The 15,664-nt window shown below is 67.3% G+C and carries 13 protein-coding genes; 11 read left to right on the forward strand and 2 right to left on the reverse strand.

Annotated features, from left to right (window positions below; translation table 11 throughout):
* Position 1: 1 nt before the first annotated feature.
* Entirely contained in the window at positions 2-1,063 is a 1,062-nt protein-coding gene (locus LCM15_RS01700) for a TRAP transporter substrate-binding protein (protein WP_224852499.1), read from the reverse strand.
* A 325-nt stretch (positions 1,064-1,388) separates the two neighbouring features.
* Between LCM15_RS01700 and LCM15_RS01705 the strand changes: the two genes are divergently transcribed.
* Complete coding sequence (locus LCM15_RS01705) at positions 1,389-2,612, forward strand: hypothetical protein (RefSeq protein WP_224852500.1); 1,224 nt, start codon at positions 1,389-1,391, stop codon at positions 2,610-2,612.
* On the opposite strand, the gene LCM15_RS01710 is transcribed toward LCM15_RS01705, so the two are convergent.
* Positions 2,566-3,315, reverse strand: coding sequence for a FadR/GntR family transcriptional regulator (locus LCM15_RS01710; RefSeq protein WP_224852501.1), 750 nt, complete (start codon positions 3,313-3,315; stop codon positions 2,566-2,568). The two genes, LCM15_RS01705 and LCM15_RS01710, sit on opposite strands and share 47 nt — an antisense overlap.
* A gap of 88 nt (positions 3,316-3,403) precedes the next feature.
* On the opposite strand from LCM15_RS01710, the gene LCM15_RS01715 reads away from it, so the two are divergent.
* From LCM15_RS01715 to LCM15_RS01760, 10 genes are all read left to right on the forward strand, one after another.
* Positions 3,404-3,919, forward strand: coding sequence for a DinB family protein (locus LCM15_RS01715; RefSeq protein WP_224852502.1), 516 nt, complete (start codon positions 3,404-3,406; stop codon positions 3,917-3,919).
* Positions 3,920-4,530: 611 nt separating this feature from the next.
* Positions 4,531-4,944, forward strand: a complete 414-nt coding sequence (locus LCM15_RS01720; RefSeq protein ID WP_224852503.1) for a universal stress protein — start codon at positions 4,531-4,533, stop codon at positions 4,942-4,944.
* Positions 4,945-4,992: 48 nt separating this feature from the next.
* Positions 4,993-6,639: a BCCT family transporter gene (locus LCM15_RS01725; protein ID WP_224852504.1), complete on the forward strand. Its 1,647-nt coding sequence runs from the start codon at positions 4,993-4,995 to the stop codon at positions 6,637-6,639.
* 291 nt (positions 6,640-6,930) lie between these two features.
* The gene (locus LCM15_RS01730; protein WP_224852505.1) at positions 6,931-8,133 is read left to right on the forward strand and encodes an aminotransferase class V-fold PLP-dependent enzyme; all 1,203 of its coding nucleotides are present in this window, start codon (positions 6,931-6,933) and stop codon (positions 8,131-8,133) included.
* A 78-nt stretch (positions 8,134-8,211) separates the two neighbouring features.
* Positions 8,212-9,633: a cryptochrome/photolyase family protein gene (locus tag LCM15_RS01735; RefSeq protein ID WP_224852506.1), complete on the forward strand. Its 1,422-nt coding sequence runs from the start codon at positions 8,212-8,214 to the stop codon at positions 9,631-9,633.
* Positions 9,634-9,779: 146 nt separating this feature from the next.
* Positions 9,780-10,220, forward strand: coding sequence for a TrgA family protein (locus LCM15_RS01740; RefSeq protein ID WP_224852507.1), 441 nt, complete (start codon positions 9,780-9,782; stop codon positions 10,218-10,220).
* An 11-nt stretch (positions 10,221-10,231) separates the two neighbouring features.
* Entirely contained in the window at positions 10,232-11,359 is a 1,128-nt protein-coding gene (locus LCM15_RS01745) for an NUDIX domain-containing protein (protein WP_224852508.1), read from the forward strand.
* A gap of 58 nt (positions 11,360-11,417) precedes the next feature.
* Positions 11,418-12,446: a cysteine synthase A gene (locus LCM15_RS01750; RefSeq protein ID WP_224852509.1), complete on the forward strand. Its 1,029-nt coding sequence runs from the start codon at positions 11,418-11,420 to the stop codon at positions 12,444-12,446.
* A 5-nt stretch (positions 12,447-12,451) separates the two neighbouring features.
* Positions 12,452-14,944: a DUF3772 domain-containing protein gene (locus LCM15_RS01755; RefSeq protein ID WP_224852510.1), complete on the forward strand. Its 2,493-nt coding sequence runs from the start codon at positions 12,452-12,454 to the stop codon at positions 14,942-14,944.
* A complete protein-coding gene (locus tag LCM15_RS01760) occupies positions 14,941-15,657 on the forward strand; it encodes an alanyl-tRNA editing protein (protein WP_224852511.1) in 717 nt (238 codons plus the stop codon). Before LCM15_RS01755 ends, LCM15_RS01760 begins: the two co-directional genes overlap by 4 nt.
* Positions 15,658-15,664: the final 7 nt, after the last annotated feature.

A 15,664-nucleotide genomic window follows, 5' to 3' on the forward strand; every position in this document is an offset into this window, starting at 1 on the left:
CTTACTGGTCGGCGACCGAGGTGTAGGGGCGCGGCAGGTAGATGTTGTTCGACCACAGCTTGTAGTCCTGACGGAACTGCTGCAGGTCGTCCCAGACCTCCTGGAAGAACGGGTCCTCGGCGCCAAGCTCGTCGGCAACCTCGAGCCACGCGCTCTCGAACTGCTGGAGTTGCTCCTCGCTCCAGTTCTTGATCTCGACGCCGTGCTCGTCGACGTTTTCCTTCATCGCCGGGAAGTTCTTGGCTTCGCCCTCGGCGAAGTTGTCGGCGAGGTTGGCCATGCAGGCGATCTCGATCTGGTTCTGGGCGATCTCGTCCAGGTCTTCCCAGCGGTCCTTGTTGATCAGCAGCTCGAACATGGTCGAGGGCTGGTGCCAGCCGGGGAAGTAGTTGTACTTCGCGATGTTGTAGAAGCCGAGGTTGGCATCCACCAGCGGCATCGAGAATTCGGTCGCATCGATCGCGCCGCGCTCGAGCGCCGGGAAGATGTCGCCGCCCGCGAGCAGCGAGGTCGACACGCCGAGCTTCTGCATCACTTCCGCGCCGAGGCCGAAGAAGCGCATGTTGAGGCCCTGCAGGTCCTCCATCGAGTTGATTTCCTTCTTGAACCAGCCCGAGGTTTCCGGCGCGTACATGCCGCAGAGGATGACCTTCACGTTGTAGCCGTTGTCGTCATACATCTGCTGGAAGTACTTCATACCGTCGTCATAAAGCATCCAGGCCAGCATCTCGCCCGGCTCGGGGCCGAAGGGCACCGCGGCGAAAAGGCCGGCGGCGTTCATCTTGCCCTGCCAGTAGCCGCTCGTGGAATAGGCCGCGTCGACCGAGCCGTTCGAGGTCGCATCGAGCATCTCGAGCGCGGGCACAAGTTCGCCGGGGTTGAAGTGCTCGAATTCCACCTCGGTCGAGATCGAGTTGATCTTGTCGACGAAGTTGACCGACGCGGTGCCGAGGATCGGCAGGTTGTTGGCGTAGCCGCTGGTCATCTCGAACAGTTCCTGCGCCGAACCGGCGCCGGTCATCACGAAAGAGGCCGCTACCGCGGCCGCGAAAGTCCGTTTCATTGGTTTTCCTCCCTGTAAGTCCCTCGCCCTCTCCCGTGGGCGTTCGGCAGTCTCCAATCTGCCGGGTCTAGACGGTAACGGGGGCGTGATGCGGTGTGAATACCCAATACTGCGCAGAGGCGTGCGTTTGCATGTGTCCCGTGATCGGACGCCGGATCTCTGCCGGCGTTGGTCCTCGGGCTGGTTGGCAGCCAGAGACGGGACGACGTCCCGGCCCGATCACGGGTGGTCCGCGACGGCCCGGCATTGTGAGCGCGCGGCGCTTGCGGGCGGTCACCAAAACCTCTTTAGCTGCGCGCAGCGCAGGTTGCAGAAGGACACAGCGATGCACGCAGTCGCAGATACAGGGCGCCTGGTGGCGGACGGCATCATCACCCCGGCGCAGGCCGGCGAGATCGAGGCGCGGGCCCGCGAGGCGATGATCGCGCTGGCGGTGAATACGATCCTTGTCACCGGCATCCTCGCCGCCACCGGCGGTCTGATCTTCTGGCTGGCCAGCCCGCTGGCGGTGGCCGTCGGCGGCACGCTGACGCTGCTCTGCGGGGTTGCGGTCCTGCTGCGCGGCGGCGCGATGCTGCGCATGTTCGGCAATGCCGCGACGCTGATCGGCGCGGGGATGCTGCTCGGAGGCGGCGCGCTGGAGCTGCTCGACAATCACCCCGACCACGCCGGCGCTGTGATGCTGGTGACCGGCGCGCTGATCGCTCTGCTGTCGGCGCTGGCGCTGCGGCGGGCACGCGCGCCGGCACGCTTCTCCACCGCCGCGATCCTGCTGATGGGGCTGGCGCTGCACCTCGGCGGCCTCGCCTATCTCGTGGGGGACAACGCGGTCTCGGGGCTGCCGATCAGCGTCTACTACCTCTACACCGCGGCGGTGATCGCGTGGGGCGGCTGGCGCGTCGATGTGCGTCTGGTCACGGCGCTGTCCGTCGTGCCGTTCGCGCAGATGCTCGACACCTCGACGTTCTATTTCCACGCGGCCTACGTGTTCTTCTCGCCCGAGCCGACGCTGTCGATCCTGCAGATGGCGCTGCTGATCTGCGGCTGTCTCTGGCTCGCCGGGCGGAGCGACGAGCGGTTGGCGCGGCACGCGCGGGTGCTGATGGTTCTGGCCTTTGTTGTCGCCAATCTCTGCGCCCTCGTCGGGACCCTCTGGGGCGACGTGGTGGGCGAGCACATCTGGGGGCCGGGGCGCTATCGCTACGGCGATGCGACCTTTTCCTACGAGGAGTTCGCCGCCCTGCGCGAGCGCTTCCGCGACTCGACGCTGGTGATTTCGCGGCACGCCTACACGGCGCTCTGGGCGCTGGCGCTGATCGCGATGCTCGTCTGGGCCGGGCTTCGAAACCAGCGCGGGCTGTTCAACGCGGCTCTGACCTTCGCTGCGATCCACGCCTACACCCAGCTCTTCGAGAGCTTCTGGGACGAACCGCTCGCCTATGTCGTGGCCGGTCTCACTGCGATCCCGCTGGCGTGGGGCGCGTGGAGGCTGAACCTCTGGCTCAGGAGCCGGGCTGCGCCGGCGCCTTCGCCGCGCGCCGCGCCATGACGGCGCCGGCGAGCTCGACCGTGTAACGCTCGAGCGCGGTGAGCGCGGCGTCGCAGGCGGCCGCGTCCTGCGCCTCGACCGCGTCAGTGACGGCCCGGTGCAGGGCGGCGATGCGGGCCCGGTCCCGGGCGGTGAAGGTGATCATGTTCATCAGCGGCTGCATCGCCTCGACCGCCCCGGCGAGCTGGTAGGACAGCACCGGGTTGGCGGCGGCATCGACCAGCGCCCGGTGGAAGGCCACGTCGGAGGCGCAGAACGCCTCGTCGCTGAGCTGCGCGTCGGACTGGCGGGCAAGCTCGGCGCGCATGGTGTCCAGATGCGCGCTCGTGCGCCGCGCGCAGGCCAGCGGGGCGCAGGCGCGTTCCATCGCGAAGCGGGCCTCGCAGGCGGTCTCGAGCGGGATGGCGTTCATCGACAGGAGCAGCGTCGAGGTGGTGATCTGCTGGCCATGCGCCGCCTCGTAGGAGAGGTGGTTGACGAAGGCGCCGCCGGTGGCGCCGCGTCGGCTCCGGATCAGCGACTGCGCGGCCAGCCGCTTCAGCGCCTCGCGCACCGTCGGCCGCGACACGCCGTATTGCTCGGCGAGCTCGGCCTCGGAGGGCAGCCGGTCTCCGACAAGCAGCCGGCCCGCGACGATGTCATCGCGCAGGGAGCGGGCGATCTCGGTGGAGCGATCGGTCTTCGGGGGACTTGCTGACGACATGAGGCGGTGTTTATTTGTCAGACAATTGACTGTCCAGCGCCGAGTCTCCGTCTCGGCGCATGGCATAGCCAGAGAAGGACCCGCTGCGATGCTGTCCCCGGACTACGTGCTGAGCATGGCGCGCTACAATGCCTGGCAGAACCGCCAGATGAAGGCCGCGCTCGAGGCGCTGCCCGAGGCCGAGCTGAAGCGCGACCGGGGGGCGTTTTTCGGATCGATCTTCGCTACGGTCAACCATCTGCTCTGGGGCGATGCCATGTGGATGAGCCGGGTCTCGGACTGGTCAAAGCCGGATGTCGGTATCGACGGCAGCACTGGAATGACGCCGACGCTCGCGGTCTGGAGCGCCGAGCGGTTCCGGGCCGATGCGCGGATGCTGCTCTGGGCCGAGCGGCTGCGGGCGGTGGATCTGACCGGCGACCTGCGCTGGTATTCCGGCGCCACGGGGCGCACGCAGGTCCGGCCCGCGGGCCAGTGCGTGGCGCATATGTTCAACCATCAGACCCATCACCGGGGACAGATCCACGCCATGGTGACGGCAGCGGGCGGCGCGGGCTGGATGAGCGATCTCGTCTACATGCCGGGCGAGGGGCCGTGGCTGTGAGCGTGGGGGCAGGGAGGGGCGCTGCCCCTCTGCCGCCCATGGGGCGGCATTCACCCCGAGGTATTTGAAAACCAGAGAAGCAGCCTGCCGGGGCTTGGGTGGAGAGAGCAGGCGCTCTGAGTGGGGCGCGTATGGTCGGGCCACTGCGACCAGCGCCGCGGTGCGCGGGATCGGATATGACCCGTTGCTGGCGGCGACGACGGCGTGGCGGTGGGGGCGGACATCCTGAACGGCAGGCAGCGGGTCGGTCTCCGCGGGGCGCGGGATGTGCTGATGGCAATGCCCGGCGGGAGGGCGGGTCGGCGCCTGCGAGGGACCCGCGGAGGGCGCGCGAGGGCCGCGCTTCGGGCCGCATCGTTGTGCATGAAAACCAGCGAACAACCAAAACGCGATCCTAGGAGGTCGCATTTGCGAATAAATGTCGTTTTTGGACAACTATGCGCCTTGTCCCTTTTTGCCTTAACCGTTAGGTGCGCTACCCTGCGTCATCGGCGGTGTTTTGCCACATCGCCGTAATCACGGGCCGACGCCGCGCTTTCGCACCCCTCGCAGGGCGGGCGGCGGTCGAAAAGCCGGGGCCAACCCGGGTAACCTGGACACAGGAGGGACACGTGTTCGAACGCATCATGGTGCCGGTCGACCTGACCCATGCCGAACGGCTCGAAAAAGCACTGCAATGCGCCGCCGATCTTGGCGCGCATTACAACGCGACGGTGATCTATGTCGGCGTCACGACGGAGCAGCCGTCCGCGATTGCCCACACGCCTGAGGAATATGGCGAGAAGCTCGTCGCTTTCGCCAACGAGCAGGCCACGAAGCGCGGCATTTCCACCGACGCCAAGGCCTATGCCAGCCACGATCCGAGTGTCGATCTCGATCCGACGCTGCTCAGGGCAGTTGACGAGGTGAATGCCGATCTGGTCGTAATGGCGAGCCACATTCCCAATGTCGCCGACCACTGGTGGCCGGCGAATGGCGGCAGTGTCGCCACCAAAGCAAAAATCTCGGTGATGCTGGTGCGCTGACGGCGCAACCACGACACCGAATAACAACAAGAGAGGGAATTTCGTGCCATGAGTGACACGAGCGACGATCAGGGAATCCCGGCGCCAGAAGGCAATGCGGATCTCATCGACACCGATTACGTCATCGGTCAGGACAATATCGAAACCCAGATCGGGCCCTTCGGGCTCGACATTCACAACCCCGTCTTCGCGATCTCCGGCCTCGCCGTCATCGCCTTCGTGTTCTACACGCTGGCGCTGCCCGAGCAGGCGGGATCTGTGTTCAGCTGGCTCTTCGACAGCGTGACCAAGGGCTTTGACTGGTTCTTCCTCGGCGCGGCGAACATCTTCGTGATCTTTTGCCTGCTGCTGATCGTGACCCCGGTGGGCTCGGTGCGGCTTGGCGGGGCGGATGCGTCGCCGGATTACACCTATGCCGGCTGGTTCGCGATGCTGTTTGCCGCAGGCATGGGCATCGGCCTGATGTTCTACGGCGTTTCCGAGCCGATGAGCCACTTCTCCTCCTCCATCGGCGGCGTGGCCATGGGCGAGGACGGCGTGCGCACCGACTGGGCACCGCTTGGCGGGGCCGAGGGCAACGAGGAGGCCGCGACCCGGCTCGCCTTTGCCGCCACGATCTTCCACTGGGGTCTGCACCCCTGGGCGATCTACGCGGTGGTGGCGCTGGCGCTGGCGCTGTTCTCCTACAACAAGGGTCTGCCGCTCACCATCCGCTCGGCGTTCTACCCGATCCTCGGCGAGCGCGTCTGGGGCTGGCCGGGCCACATCATCGACGTGCTGGCGGTGTTCGCCACGCTCTTCGGTCTGGCCACCTCGCTGGGCTTCGGCGCGACGCAGGCCAATGCCGGTCTGAACGAGCTTTTCGGCATCCCGGTCAGCTCGACCACCGAGGTCATCCTGATCTCGGCGATCACTGCCGTGGCGCTGATCTCGGTGCTGCGCGGCCTCGATGGCGGCGTGAAGGTGCTGTCCGAGATCAACATGGGCCTCGCGTTCCTGCTGCTGATCTTCGTGCTGCTGGCGGGCCACACTATGGCGCTGCTCACCGGCTTCGTCGACTATCTCGGCGCCTACCTGCAGTACCTGCCGGCGCTGTCGAACCCGATCGGCCGTGAAGACGTCAGCTTCATGCAGGGCTGGACCTCGTTCTACTGGGCGTGGTGGATCTCCTGGTCGCCGTTCGTGGGCATGTTCATCGCGCGCGTGTCGCGTGGCCGGACCGTCCGTGAGTTTGTCGTCTGCGTGCTGCTGATCCCGAGCCTCGTCTGCGTGCTGTGGATGAGCGTCTTCGGCGGCAATGCCATCCAGCAGGTGCTGAACGACGGCTACACCGCCGCACAGGAAGCCGAGCTGCCGGTCAAGCTCTTCAAGATGCTCGACGTGATGCCGCTGTCCTCGATCACCTCGCTGATCGGGATCGTTCTGGTGATCGTGTTCTTCGTGACCTCGTCGGACTCCGGTTCGCTGGTGATCGACACCATCACGGCGGGCGGCAAGGTCGACGCGCCGGTGCCGCAGCGCGTGTTCTGGTGCATCTTCGAGGGCGCCGTGGCCATCGTGCTGCTGCTCTCGGCGGGCGGTCTGGCATCGCTGCAATCGATGGTGATCTCGACGGGTCTCCCGTTCACCATCGTGCTGCTCGTCATGTGCTGGGCGATCTGGCGCGGCCTGATGTCGGAGCGGCGCAACACCTGATCCGACGTCGCGATTGCACGTGAGTAAGAGCGCGGGCCCTCGGGCCCGCGTTTTTCATTTGCGGGAGGGGCGCGTCCGGCGTCCGAGGCCTGATGGCCAAAGATCGACCCCACCAAGATCTGCGGTTTCTCAAAACCCAGTCGCCTTTGCCGGACCCCCGCCAGACGGCGCCTCATCCCCACGTTGCATCACCGCCCAACCATTGCGGTTTCCCTCCTCCGGCCCGGCCCGCATCGCCTTGACGCCCCGCGACACAGCCGGTTTGGTGCAGCGCAAATCACAGGAGTCAGGATGATGCTGGATCTGGAGTTCGTGCGCGGGCAGTTTCCCGCCTTTGCCGAGCCGTCGCTCGAGGGTTGGGCGTTTTTTGAGAATGCCGGCGGCTCCTACACCTGCCAGCCGGTGATCGACCGGCTCACGCGGTTCTACCACCAGCGCAAGGTGCAGCCCTATGCGCCGTTCCCGGCCTCCGAGGCGGCGGGCGCCGAGATGGACGAGGCGCGCACGCGCCTGGCCGGGCTGCTGGGCGTGGAGACCGAGGAGCTGAGCTTCGGCCCCTCGACCACGCAGAACACCTATGTGCTGGCGCAGGCCTTCCGCAAGTTCATGCAGCCGGGCGAGGCCATCGTGGTCACCAATCAGGATCACGAGGCCAATTCCGGTCCTTGGCGGCGGCTGGCCGAGGACGGGATCGAGATCCGCGAGTGGAAGATCGACCCCGAGACCGGGCATCTCGATCCGGCGGCGCTGCAGAAGCTGCTCGACGAGAAGGTCCGGCTGGTCTGTTTCCCGCATTGCTCGAACGTGGTGGGCGAGATCAACCCGGTGGCCGAGATCACCGCGCTGGCCCATGCCGCCGGCGCCTTTGCCTGCGTCGATGGCGTGAGCTTCGCGCCGCACGGCTTCCCGGATGTGGGCGCGCTTGGCTGCGACATCTACCTGTTCTCGGCCTACAAGACCTTTGGTCCACATCAGGGGATCATGGTGATGCGCCGCGCGCTGGCCGAGGCACTGCCCAATCAGGCGCATGGCTTCAACGGCGACACGCTCTACAAGAAGTTCACTCCCGCCGGGCCGGATCACGCGCAGGTCGCGGCCTGCGCCGGCATGGTCGACTATATCGAGGCGCTGGCGGCGCATCAGGGCGTCGCGCCGGGCGCGGTGGCCGGGTTGATGCATGAGCACGAGGTGCAGCTCATGCAGCCCCTGCTGGATTTCCTCGGGGCGCGTAATTCCGTCCGGCTGCTCGGCCCGAACACCGCCGCGAACCGCGCGCCGACGGTGGCCGTGGCGCTGCAGGGGCCGGCGGAGCCGGTGGCCCGGCGGCTGGCGACGCACAAGGTGATGGCGGGCGGTAGCAACTTCTACGCCGTGCGTGCGCTTCAGGCGATGGGCATCGATCCCGACGAGGGGGTGCTGCGGCTGTCCTTCACGCATTACACCGCGCCCGAGGAGGTCGACCAGCTGATCGCGGCGCTCGATCGGGAGTTGTAAAGCTCTCTCGCGCCGCGGCAAGTCGGTTGACCCGTGGCGCGGGGCGCTACCTTGCTTTCGGAACCAAGCGAGGACCGCATGAGCGACAAAAGCCCCATCATCGTCTGGATCCGCCGCGACCTGCGGCTGAGCGACCACGCCGCGCTGCACGAGGCGGGAAAGTCCGGTCGCCCGGTGATCCCGGTCTTCATCCGCGACCACACCGTCGACCAGCTGGGCGCCGCGCCGAAATGGCGGCTGGGGCTGGGGCTCGAGTGCTACGGCAAGGCACTGGCCGAGAAGGGCAGCCGGCTGATCCTGCGGGCAGGGCCGGCGCGCGAGGTGCTCGAGGAACTGATCGACGAGACCGGCGCCGGCGCGGTCTGGTGGCAGCGCGCCTACGATCCCGCCTCGGTCGAGCGTGACACCGCGGTCAAGTCGGCGCTCACGGACCGCGAGATCGACGCCGAGAGCTTTGCGGGGCATCTGCTGTTCGAGCCGTGGACGGTCGAGACCAAGCAGGGCGGCTTCTACAAGGTCTACACGCCGTACTGGCGCGCGGTCTGCGAGCGCGAGGTGCCCGAGCCGCTGCCCGCGCCGTCGAAGCTCGCCACGCCACAGAGCTGGCCCGAGAGCGAGGCGCTCGAAGACTGGGGGCTGGGCGACGCCATGCGGCGCGGCGCGGCGGTGGTCGCGCCCTACGTGCAGCTCGGAGAGCAGGCGGCGCAGTCGCGGCTCGGCGCGTTCACCTCGGGCAAGATCGCCGATTATGACAGCGGTCGGAACCTCGTCGCCGAGGATGGCTGCTCGTCCATGTCAGAGAACCTCTCGCTTGGAGAGATCAGCCCGGCGCAATGCTGGCACGCTGCGATGCGCGCCAAGGACGCGGGCAAGGAGGGGGCCGAGACCTGGGCCAAAGAGCTGGTCTGGCGCGAGTTCGCCTATCACCTGCTCTGGCACACCCCGCGTCTGGCCGAGAGCAACTGGCGAGAGGAATGGGAGGCGTTCCCGTGGAACGAGGACGAGCGCCGCAAGGAGGTGATCGCGTGGAAGCGCGCGCGCACCGGCATCCCCTTCGTCGATGCGGCGCTGCGCGAAATGTACGTGACCGGGCGGATGCACAACCGCTCCCGGATGATCGTCGCGAGCTACCTGACCAAGCACCTGATGTGTCACTGGAAGATCGGTCTCGAGTGGTTCGAGGACTGCCTGATCGACTGGGATCCGGCCTCGAATTCCCTCGGGTGGCAGTGGTGCGCCGGCAGCGGGCCGGACGCCACGCCGTACTTCCGGGTCTTCAATCCGATCACCCAGCGCGAGAAATTCGACCCCGACAAGGCGTATGTCGAGCGGTGGATCGCCGAAGGGCAGGACAACCCGCCGAAGACCGCGCTGAGCTATTTCGACGCCATCCCCGAAAACTGGGCGATGACGCCGGACGATGCCTATCCCGACCCGATCGTCGGCCACGATGAGGGGCGCAAGGCGGCGCTCGAGGCGTATGAGAACCGGGATTTCTGAAACCGTCACCCGGGGGCAGGCTGTCTCGCACCGGTCACATGCCTCTCCGCAATGACCTCGCGCCGGTGCCTTCGGCTTGCCAGCCATTCCCGGGCGTGGCTTTTTTGCCCCGATCCCGAGGTTGACCGGATGAGAGGCCCGCGCCGATGTTCACAGCTGCCCGCCTGATTGCCGCCCTGTGCATGGCGGGGGTTGGATATGTCGCGTCGGACTACGCCAAGGGCCTCTATGACGGGGTGAAGAATGTCGGTCTTTTCACCTTCATCAACACCGCCATCGGCTTTCTCTGCGGCTGGATCATCGTCGGGCCGCGCGCCGGGCGTGGCATGTCCGCTGCGATCTCGAATGGCCTCACCGGAACCGTCGCGCTCGTGTTCTGGTGCCTGATGCTCTATTCGCTCAAGCAGACGTGGGAGCTTGCGCTGCGCCGGCGCTACGACGGGCCGCTCGAGGCCGTGGGCGGGGTGTTCGAGAACGCGCTGGACTACGGTGAGCCCCTGCTCAACACCGGCTTCTTCATGCTGCTCATCATCGGCGCCGTGGTGACCGGCGTTCTGTCCGAAATCGCCGCGCGCCACTGGCGCTGAAGGAGGTCCACATGCCCGATCTGTTCGTCTATGGCACCCTCTGCCACCGGCCCGTGCTGACCGAAATCCTCGGCCGCGAGGCGGACACGGTCCCGGCCATGTTGCCCGACCTGTCGGTCTACTATGCCGGGAACAAGGGCGTGCCCGAGGCCGTGCTCTGCGCTGCACCGGGGACGGCCGCCGAGGGTCTGCTGCTTCAGGGGCTCTCTGATGACGACATGGCCCGGCTGGCGTTCTTCTCGGGCGGGGTCGACGCGGAGTTGCAGGAGCGCGAGGCGTTCACCGGGACGGGCGCGCGCGTGCCGGTGCTGGTCGCTTGCAGCGCCTGCCTGCCGCAGCACTGCGGGCCGCTCTTTCACCTGTCCGAATGGGCTGCGGACTGGGGCGAGCTGGCGCGGCTGACCGCGCGCGAGATCATGCGGCAATACGGCCGCGCCAGTGTGGCCGAACTCGCCGGGCGGCGATCGTTCCTTGCGGCGCGCGCCTGGGCCCAGATCCTCGCACGAGGCGGCGCCCCGCATGAGCTGCGCGCGAAGCGTTCCCCCGACACCGTCGAGATCGTGCAGGACCGCGGCGGCTTCGAGGGGTTCTTTCGCACCCGGGCCTTCGATCTGCGGCACCGGCGCTTCGATGGCAGCATGACCGAGACCTTCTCGCGCGAGTGCTTCGTGGCCTATGATGCGGCGCTGGTGCTGCCCTACGACCCGGCGACCGACCGGGTGATGCTGATCGAACAGCTGCGCTACGGCCCCCTGTTCCGGGGCGATCCGCAGCTCACCGTGCTCGAACCCGCCGCCGGGCTGGTCGACGCGGGCGAAAGCCCCGAGGCCTGCGCGCTGCGCGAGGCGCAGGAGGAAGCCGGGCTCGACATCCGCGAGCTGCGCCCGATGATGAAGGTCTATGCCGCGCCGGGCTACAGCACCGAGTTCTACCACTGCTTCCTCGGGCTGTGCGCGCTGTCGGACGCCGACAACGGCATGGGCGGGCTCGAAGACGAGCACGAGGACATCCGCAATCACGTCATCCCGTTCGAGGAGGCGCTCGCGCTTTGCGACAGCGGCGAGGTCAATGTCGGCCCTCTCGCGATGATGCTTTACTGGCTGGCACGTCATCGTGAGGAGTTGCGTTCGAGCGCTTGAGTTCCCCGGGGGCGCGCCCTAAACCTGTGCCCCAGACCGAGACAAAGGGGAGGCACCCATGCGGGTTGCACAGGATCTTGCGCATCTGATCGGACACACGCCGCTCATCAAGCTGCGCAAAGCCAGCGAGATGACCGGCTGCACCATTCTGGGCAAGGCGGAATTCGCCAATCCCGGCCAGTCGGTCAAGGATCGCGCGGCGCTCTACATCATCCGCGACGCCGTCGAGAAGGGCCTTCTCGAGCCCGGCGGCACCATCGTCGAGGGCACCGCAGGCAATACCGGCATCGGTCTCGCGCTGGTCGGCGCCTCGATGGGCTTCCGGACGGTGATCGTGATTCCCGAGACCCAGTCGCAGGAAAAGAAGGACATGATCCGTCTTGCCGGCGCCGAGCTCGTGCAGGTGCCCGCGGCGCCCTACAAGAACCCCAACAACTACGTGCGCTACTCGGGCCGTCTGGCCGAGAAGATGGCGCGCACCGCCGAGCACGGCGCGATCTGGGCCAACCAGTTCGACAACGTGGCGAACCGGCAGGCCCATGTCGAGACGACCGGCCCCGAGATCTGGGAACAGACCGGCGGCAAGGTCGACGGCTTCATCTGCGCCGTGGGCTCGGGCGGCACTCTGGCGGGCGTTGCGCAGGCGCTGCAGCCCAAGGGCGTGAAGATCGGCCTCGCCGATCCCGAGGGCGCCGGTCTCTACAAGATCTACACCGGTGAGGAGAACCCCGGCGACTCGATCACCGAGGGCATCGGTCAGGGCCGCATCACCGCCAATCTCGAGGGCTTCACCCCCGATTTCACCTGCCGCGTGCCCGACGACGAGGCGCTGCCGGTGGTCTATGACATGCTGGCCGAAGAGGGCCTCTGCCTCGGCGGCTCGTCGGGCGTGAACGTGGCCGGCGCGATCAAGATGGCCAAGGAGCTTGGCCCCGGCCACACCATCGTCACGGTGCTCTGCGACTTCGGCAACCGCTACCAGTCGAAACTGTTCAACCCCGACTTCCTCAGAGGCAAGGGCCTGCCGGTGCCGTCGTGGCTTGACCGTGCGCCCGCCTCCATCCCCGGTGTCTTCGAGGACGGGTGATCCCGATGCTGCGCTGGTGTCGCGTCGCAGCCCTTTGGCTTGTCCTCGCGGTGAGCGCCGGCCTTGCCGGCGCTCAGGAGCCTGAGGCCGATTACGAAACCTGGAGCGAGGTCGCGGACCGCGCCGAGGAGGCCGTGGCCAACGAACAGGCCTCGACCGAGGCGTTCGAAGAGCTGCGCACCAAGCTTGCGGGCTGGCGCGACACCTTCCTGCAGGCCGAAAGCACCAATGCGAGCCGCATCCAGACGCTGCAATCGCAGCTCGATGCGCTCGGGCCTGCCCCGGGCGAGGACGAGACCGAACCCGAGTCCATCGCGCTGCGCCGCAGCCAGCTCAATGACGAGCTGCAGCGCCTGCAGGCCCCTGCGAGACGGGCGCAGGAGGCGCATACGCAGGCCGACGGGCTGATCCGCGAGATCGACACCATCGTGCGGACCCGGCAGGCCAACGCGCTGCTCGCGCTTGGGCCATCGCCGCTCAACCCGACCCTCTGGCCCGACGCCGGCTCGGCGCTGGTCCAGTCCGGCCAGAGCCTGCTTCTCGAGCTGCGCGAGAACGTGCTGTCCGATGCCAAGCGCTCCGAGGCCTGGCGCAACCTGCCGGTCATCGTCCTGCTCCTTGTGCTCGCGCTGCTGCTGGTGGTGCGCGGGCCGATCTGGATCGACAAGCTGATCGGCTGGCTGCGATCGAGCACCCGCCGCGGCTCGGGCGTGTGGAGCTTCATCGCCTCGATCATCCGCATCATCCTGCCCTTTGCGGGCCTCGTGATGCTGGTCGCCGCGTTCCGCGCCTCGAGTTTTGTGGGCGTGAACCTCGAGCGTGTGCTCGAGATGATCCCGGTCTGGGGGGCGGCTCTGCTGATCGTGCGCTGGCTCGCGGACCAGAGCTTCAACAGCAACGACGACATCGCCACCCTGCCGCTGCCGCGCAAGCAGCGCCTCGAGGCGCGCTACTACGCCAACCTGCTGGCGATCCTGCTCGTGCTTCGCTCCGCCGGGGAAACCATCGGCGAGATCTTCAGCTATCCCGAAGAAGTGCAGGTGGTGCTCGACTACCCGGTGCTGCTGCTCTGCGCGCTGATGCTGTGGCGGCTCGGGCATATCCTCACGACGCTCAGCGACGATTCCGAGACCGACGGGACCTTGCTGGAGGGATCGACCTTCCGGCTGCGCATCGCCCGGACCATCGGCCGGTTGACCATCTTCGTCGCGATCATCGGTCCGGTGATGTCGGGCATCGGCTATGATGCCGTCGGGCAGGGGCTGATCTATCCGACCATCCGCACGCTTGCGCTGCTCGCGCTTGTGCTGGTGCTGCAGCGCTTCGTGAACGATCTTTACCAGCTGGTCACCGGGCGCGATCCGCAGGCCTCGGACAGCCTGTTCCCGGTTCTGGCCGGTCTCATCCTGATGCTGCTTCAGGTCCCGGTGCTGGCGCTGATCTGGGGCGCGCGCGTCGCCGACCTGACCGAGCTCTGGACCCGCTTCCAGGTCGGTCTGCAGATCGGCGAGACGCGGATCTCTCCAAGTGATTTCCTGACCTTCGCGGTGGTCTTCGCGATCGGCTACACGCTCACGCGGATGCTGCAGGGCGGTCTGCGCAGCACCATCCTGCCGAAGACCCGGATCGATGTCGGGGGGCAGAACGCGCTGGTCGCGGGGATCGGCTATCTCGGCGTCTTCGTGGCGGCGCTGATCGCGGTGACCGCCGCCGGTCTCGACCTGTCGTCGCTGGCCATCGTCGCCGGTGCGCTGTCGGTCGGGATCGGTTTCGGCCTGCAGACCATCGTGTCGAACTTCGTCTCGGGCATCATCCTTCTGATCGAACGCCCGATCTCGGAAGGCGACTGGATCGAGGTCAACGGCAACCACGGCATCGTCAAGGACATCTCGGTGCGCTCGACCCGGATCGAGACCTTCGACCGCACCGACCTGATCGTGCCGAACTCGGATTTCGTGTCGGGCACGGTGACCAACTACACCCGTGGCAACGTCATCGGGCGGGTGGTGATGACGGTGGGCGTGGCCTATGGCACCGACACCCGCAAGGTGCAGGACATCCTTCTGCGTATCGTGCGCCAGCACGACCTCGTGTTGCTCAATCCAGAGCCGATGGTCACCTTCGAGGAGTTCGGCGCAAGCTCTCTGAAATTCGTGATCCGGGCCATCATTCGCGATGTCGGGCAGATCCTGATCGTGACCTCGGATTTCCACCACGAGATCGCGCAGCGCTTCGCTGAGGAGGGCATCGAGATCCCGTTTGCACAGCGCGACGTCTGGCTGCGCAACCCCGAGGCGCTGTTCCCGGACCGGGATCCCACTGGACCGCGCCCCCCCGGGGGCGGGTCGACGCCGGAAGACAAGGCGTCGCGCGAGCGGGCGGCGGCGGAGCAGTCCTCGCATTCGGGCATCGTGCCCGCCGGGCGCGACGGCGACGCTGACGGAGGCGGCGATGGCGGTGGGGATGGCGGCGCAGACGGCGGAGATGGCGGCCGATGACGGCGGCGCTGTTCCGCGAGGATGCCTATCTTCGCGATGCCACCGGGGTGGTTCGGGCTCATACCCAGGAGGGCGGCATCGTGCTCGACCGGTCGGTGTTCTTTCCCCGCGGCGGTGACCAGCCGGGCGACAGCGGGCGGCTGGACTGGCACGGGCGCAGCCTGAGCATCGCCACGGCGATGCGGGGCGATCGAGACGCGGTGATCCTCGTGCCCGCCGAGCCGCTGCCGCTGCCGGCGCCCGGCACCGTGGTGACCCAGCGCCTCGACTGGGAGCGCCGACACCGGCACATGCGCGTGCACAGCGCCCTGCACCTGCTTTCCGTGGCGGTGCCGCTGCCGGTCACCGGCGGCACGATCGCCGCCGGTCACGGCTGGCTCGAGTTCGCCTCCTCGGAGCTTCCGGAGAGCCGCGAGGCGCTGGAGGCGATGCTCAACGGCTTTGTCGAGCGGGATCTCCCGATCAGCGCCGACTGGGTCGAAGAGTCGGTGCTCGACGCCAATCCGGCGCTGGTGCGGTCGATGACGGTTCAGCCACCGCGCGGGCAGGGCGCGGTGCGGCTGGTGCGCATCGGTCGGGGGGCTGGCCAGATCGACCTGCAGCCCTGCACCGGCACCCACGTGGCGCGCACCGGCGAGATCGGACGCATCCGCATCGGCAAGATCGAGACCGAGGACGGGCAGAGCTGCCGGATCAACCTCACGCTCGACTGAGGGGCAG

It is taken from the genome of Salipiger bermudensis, assembly GCF_020171625.1.
In the GTDB taxonomy this organism is placed as follows: domain Bacteria; phylum Pseudomonadota; class Alphaproteobacteria; order Rhodobacterales; family Rhodobacteraceae; genus Salipiger; species Salipiger bermudensis_B.

Coding starts and splice junctions, on each gene's coding strand:
- LCM15_RS01700 (WP_224852499.1), bottom strand. CDS start 1,063: ATGAAACGGACTTTCGCGGCCGCGGTAGCGGCCTCTTTCGTGATGACC.
- LCM15_RS01705 (WP_224852500.1), top strand. CDS start 1,389: ATGCACGCAGTCGCAGATACAGGGCGCCTGGTGGCGGACGGCATCATC.
- LCM15_RS01710 (WP_224852501.1), bottom strand. CDS start 3,315: ATGTCGTCAGCAAGTCCCCCGAAGACCGATCGCTCCACCGAGATCGCC.
- LCM15_RS01715 (WP_224852502.1), top strand. CDS start 3,404: ATGCTGTCCCCGGACTACGTGCTGAGCATGGCGCGCTACAATGCCTGG.
- LCM15_RS01725 (WP_224852504.1), top strand. CDS start 4,993: ATGAGTGACACGAGCGACGATCAGGGAATCCCGGCGCCAGAAGGCAAT.
- LCM15_RS01730 (WP_224852505.1), top strand. CDS start 6,931: ATGATGCTGGATCTGGAGTTCGTGCGCGGGCAGTTTCCCGCCTTTGCC.
- LCM15_RS01735 (WP_224852506.1), top strand. CDS start 8,212: ATGAGCGACAAAAGCCCCATCATCGTCTGGATCCGCCGCGACCTGCGG.
- LCM15_RS01740 (WP_224852507.1), top strand. CDS start 9,780: ATGTTCACAGCTGCCCGCCTGATTGCCGCCCTGTGCATGGCGGGGGTT.
- LCM15_RS01745 (WP_224852508.1), top strand. CDS start 10,232: ATGCCCGATCTGTTCGTCTATGGCACCCTCTGCCACCGGCCCGTGCTG.
- LCM15_RS01750 (WP_224852509.1), top strand. CDS start 11,418: ATGCGGGTTGCACAGGATCTTGCGCATCTGATCGGACACACGCCGCTC.
- LCM15_RS01755 (WP_224852510.1), top strand. CDS start 12,452: ATGCTGCGCTGGTGTCGCGTCGCAGCCCTTTGGCTTGTCCTCGCGGTG.
- LCM15_RS01760 (WP_224852511.1), top strand. CDS start 14,941: ATGACGGCGGCGCTGTTCCGCGAGGATGCCTATCTTCGCGATGCCACC.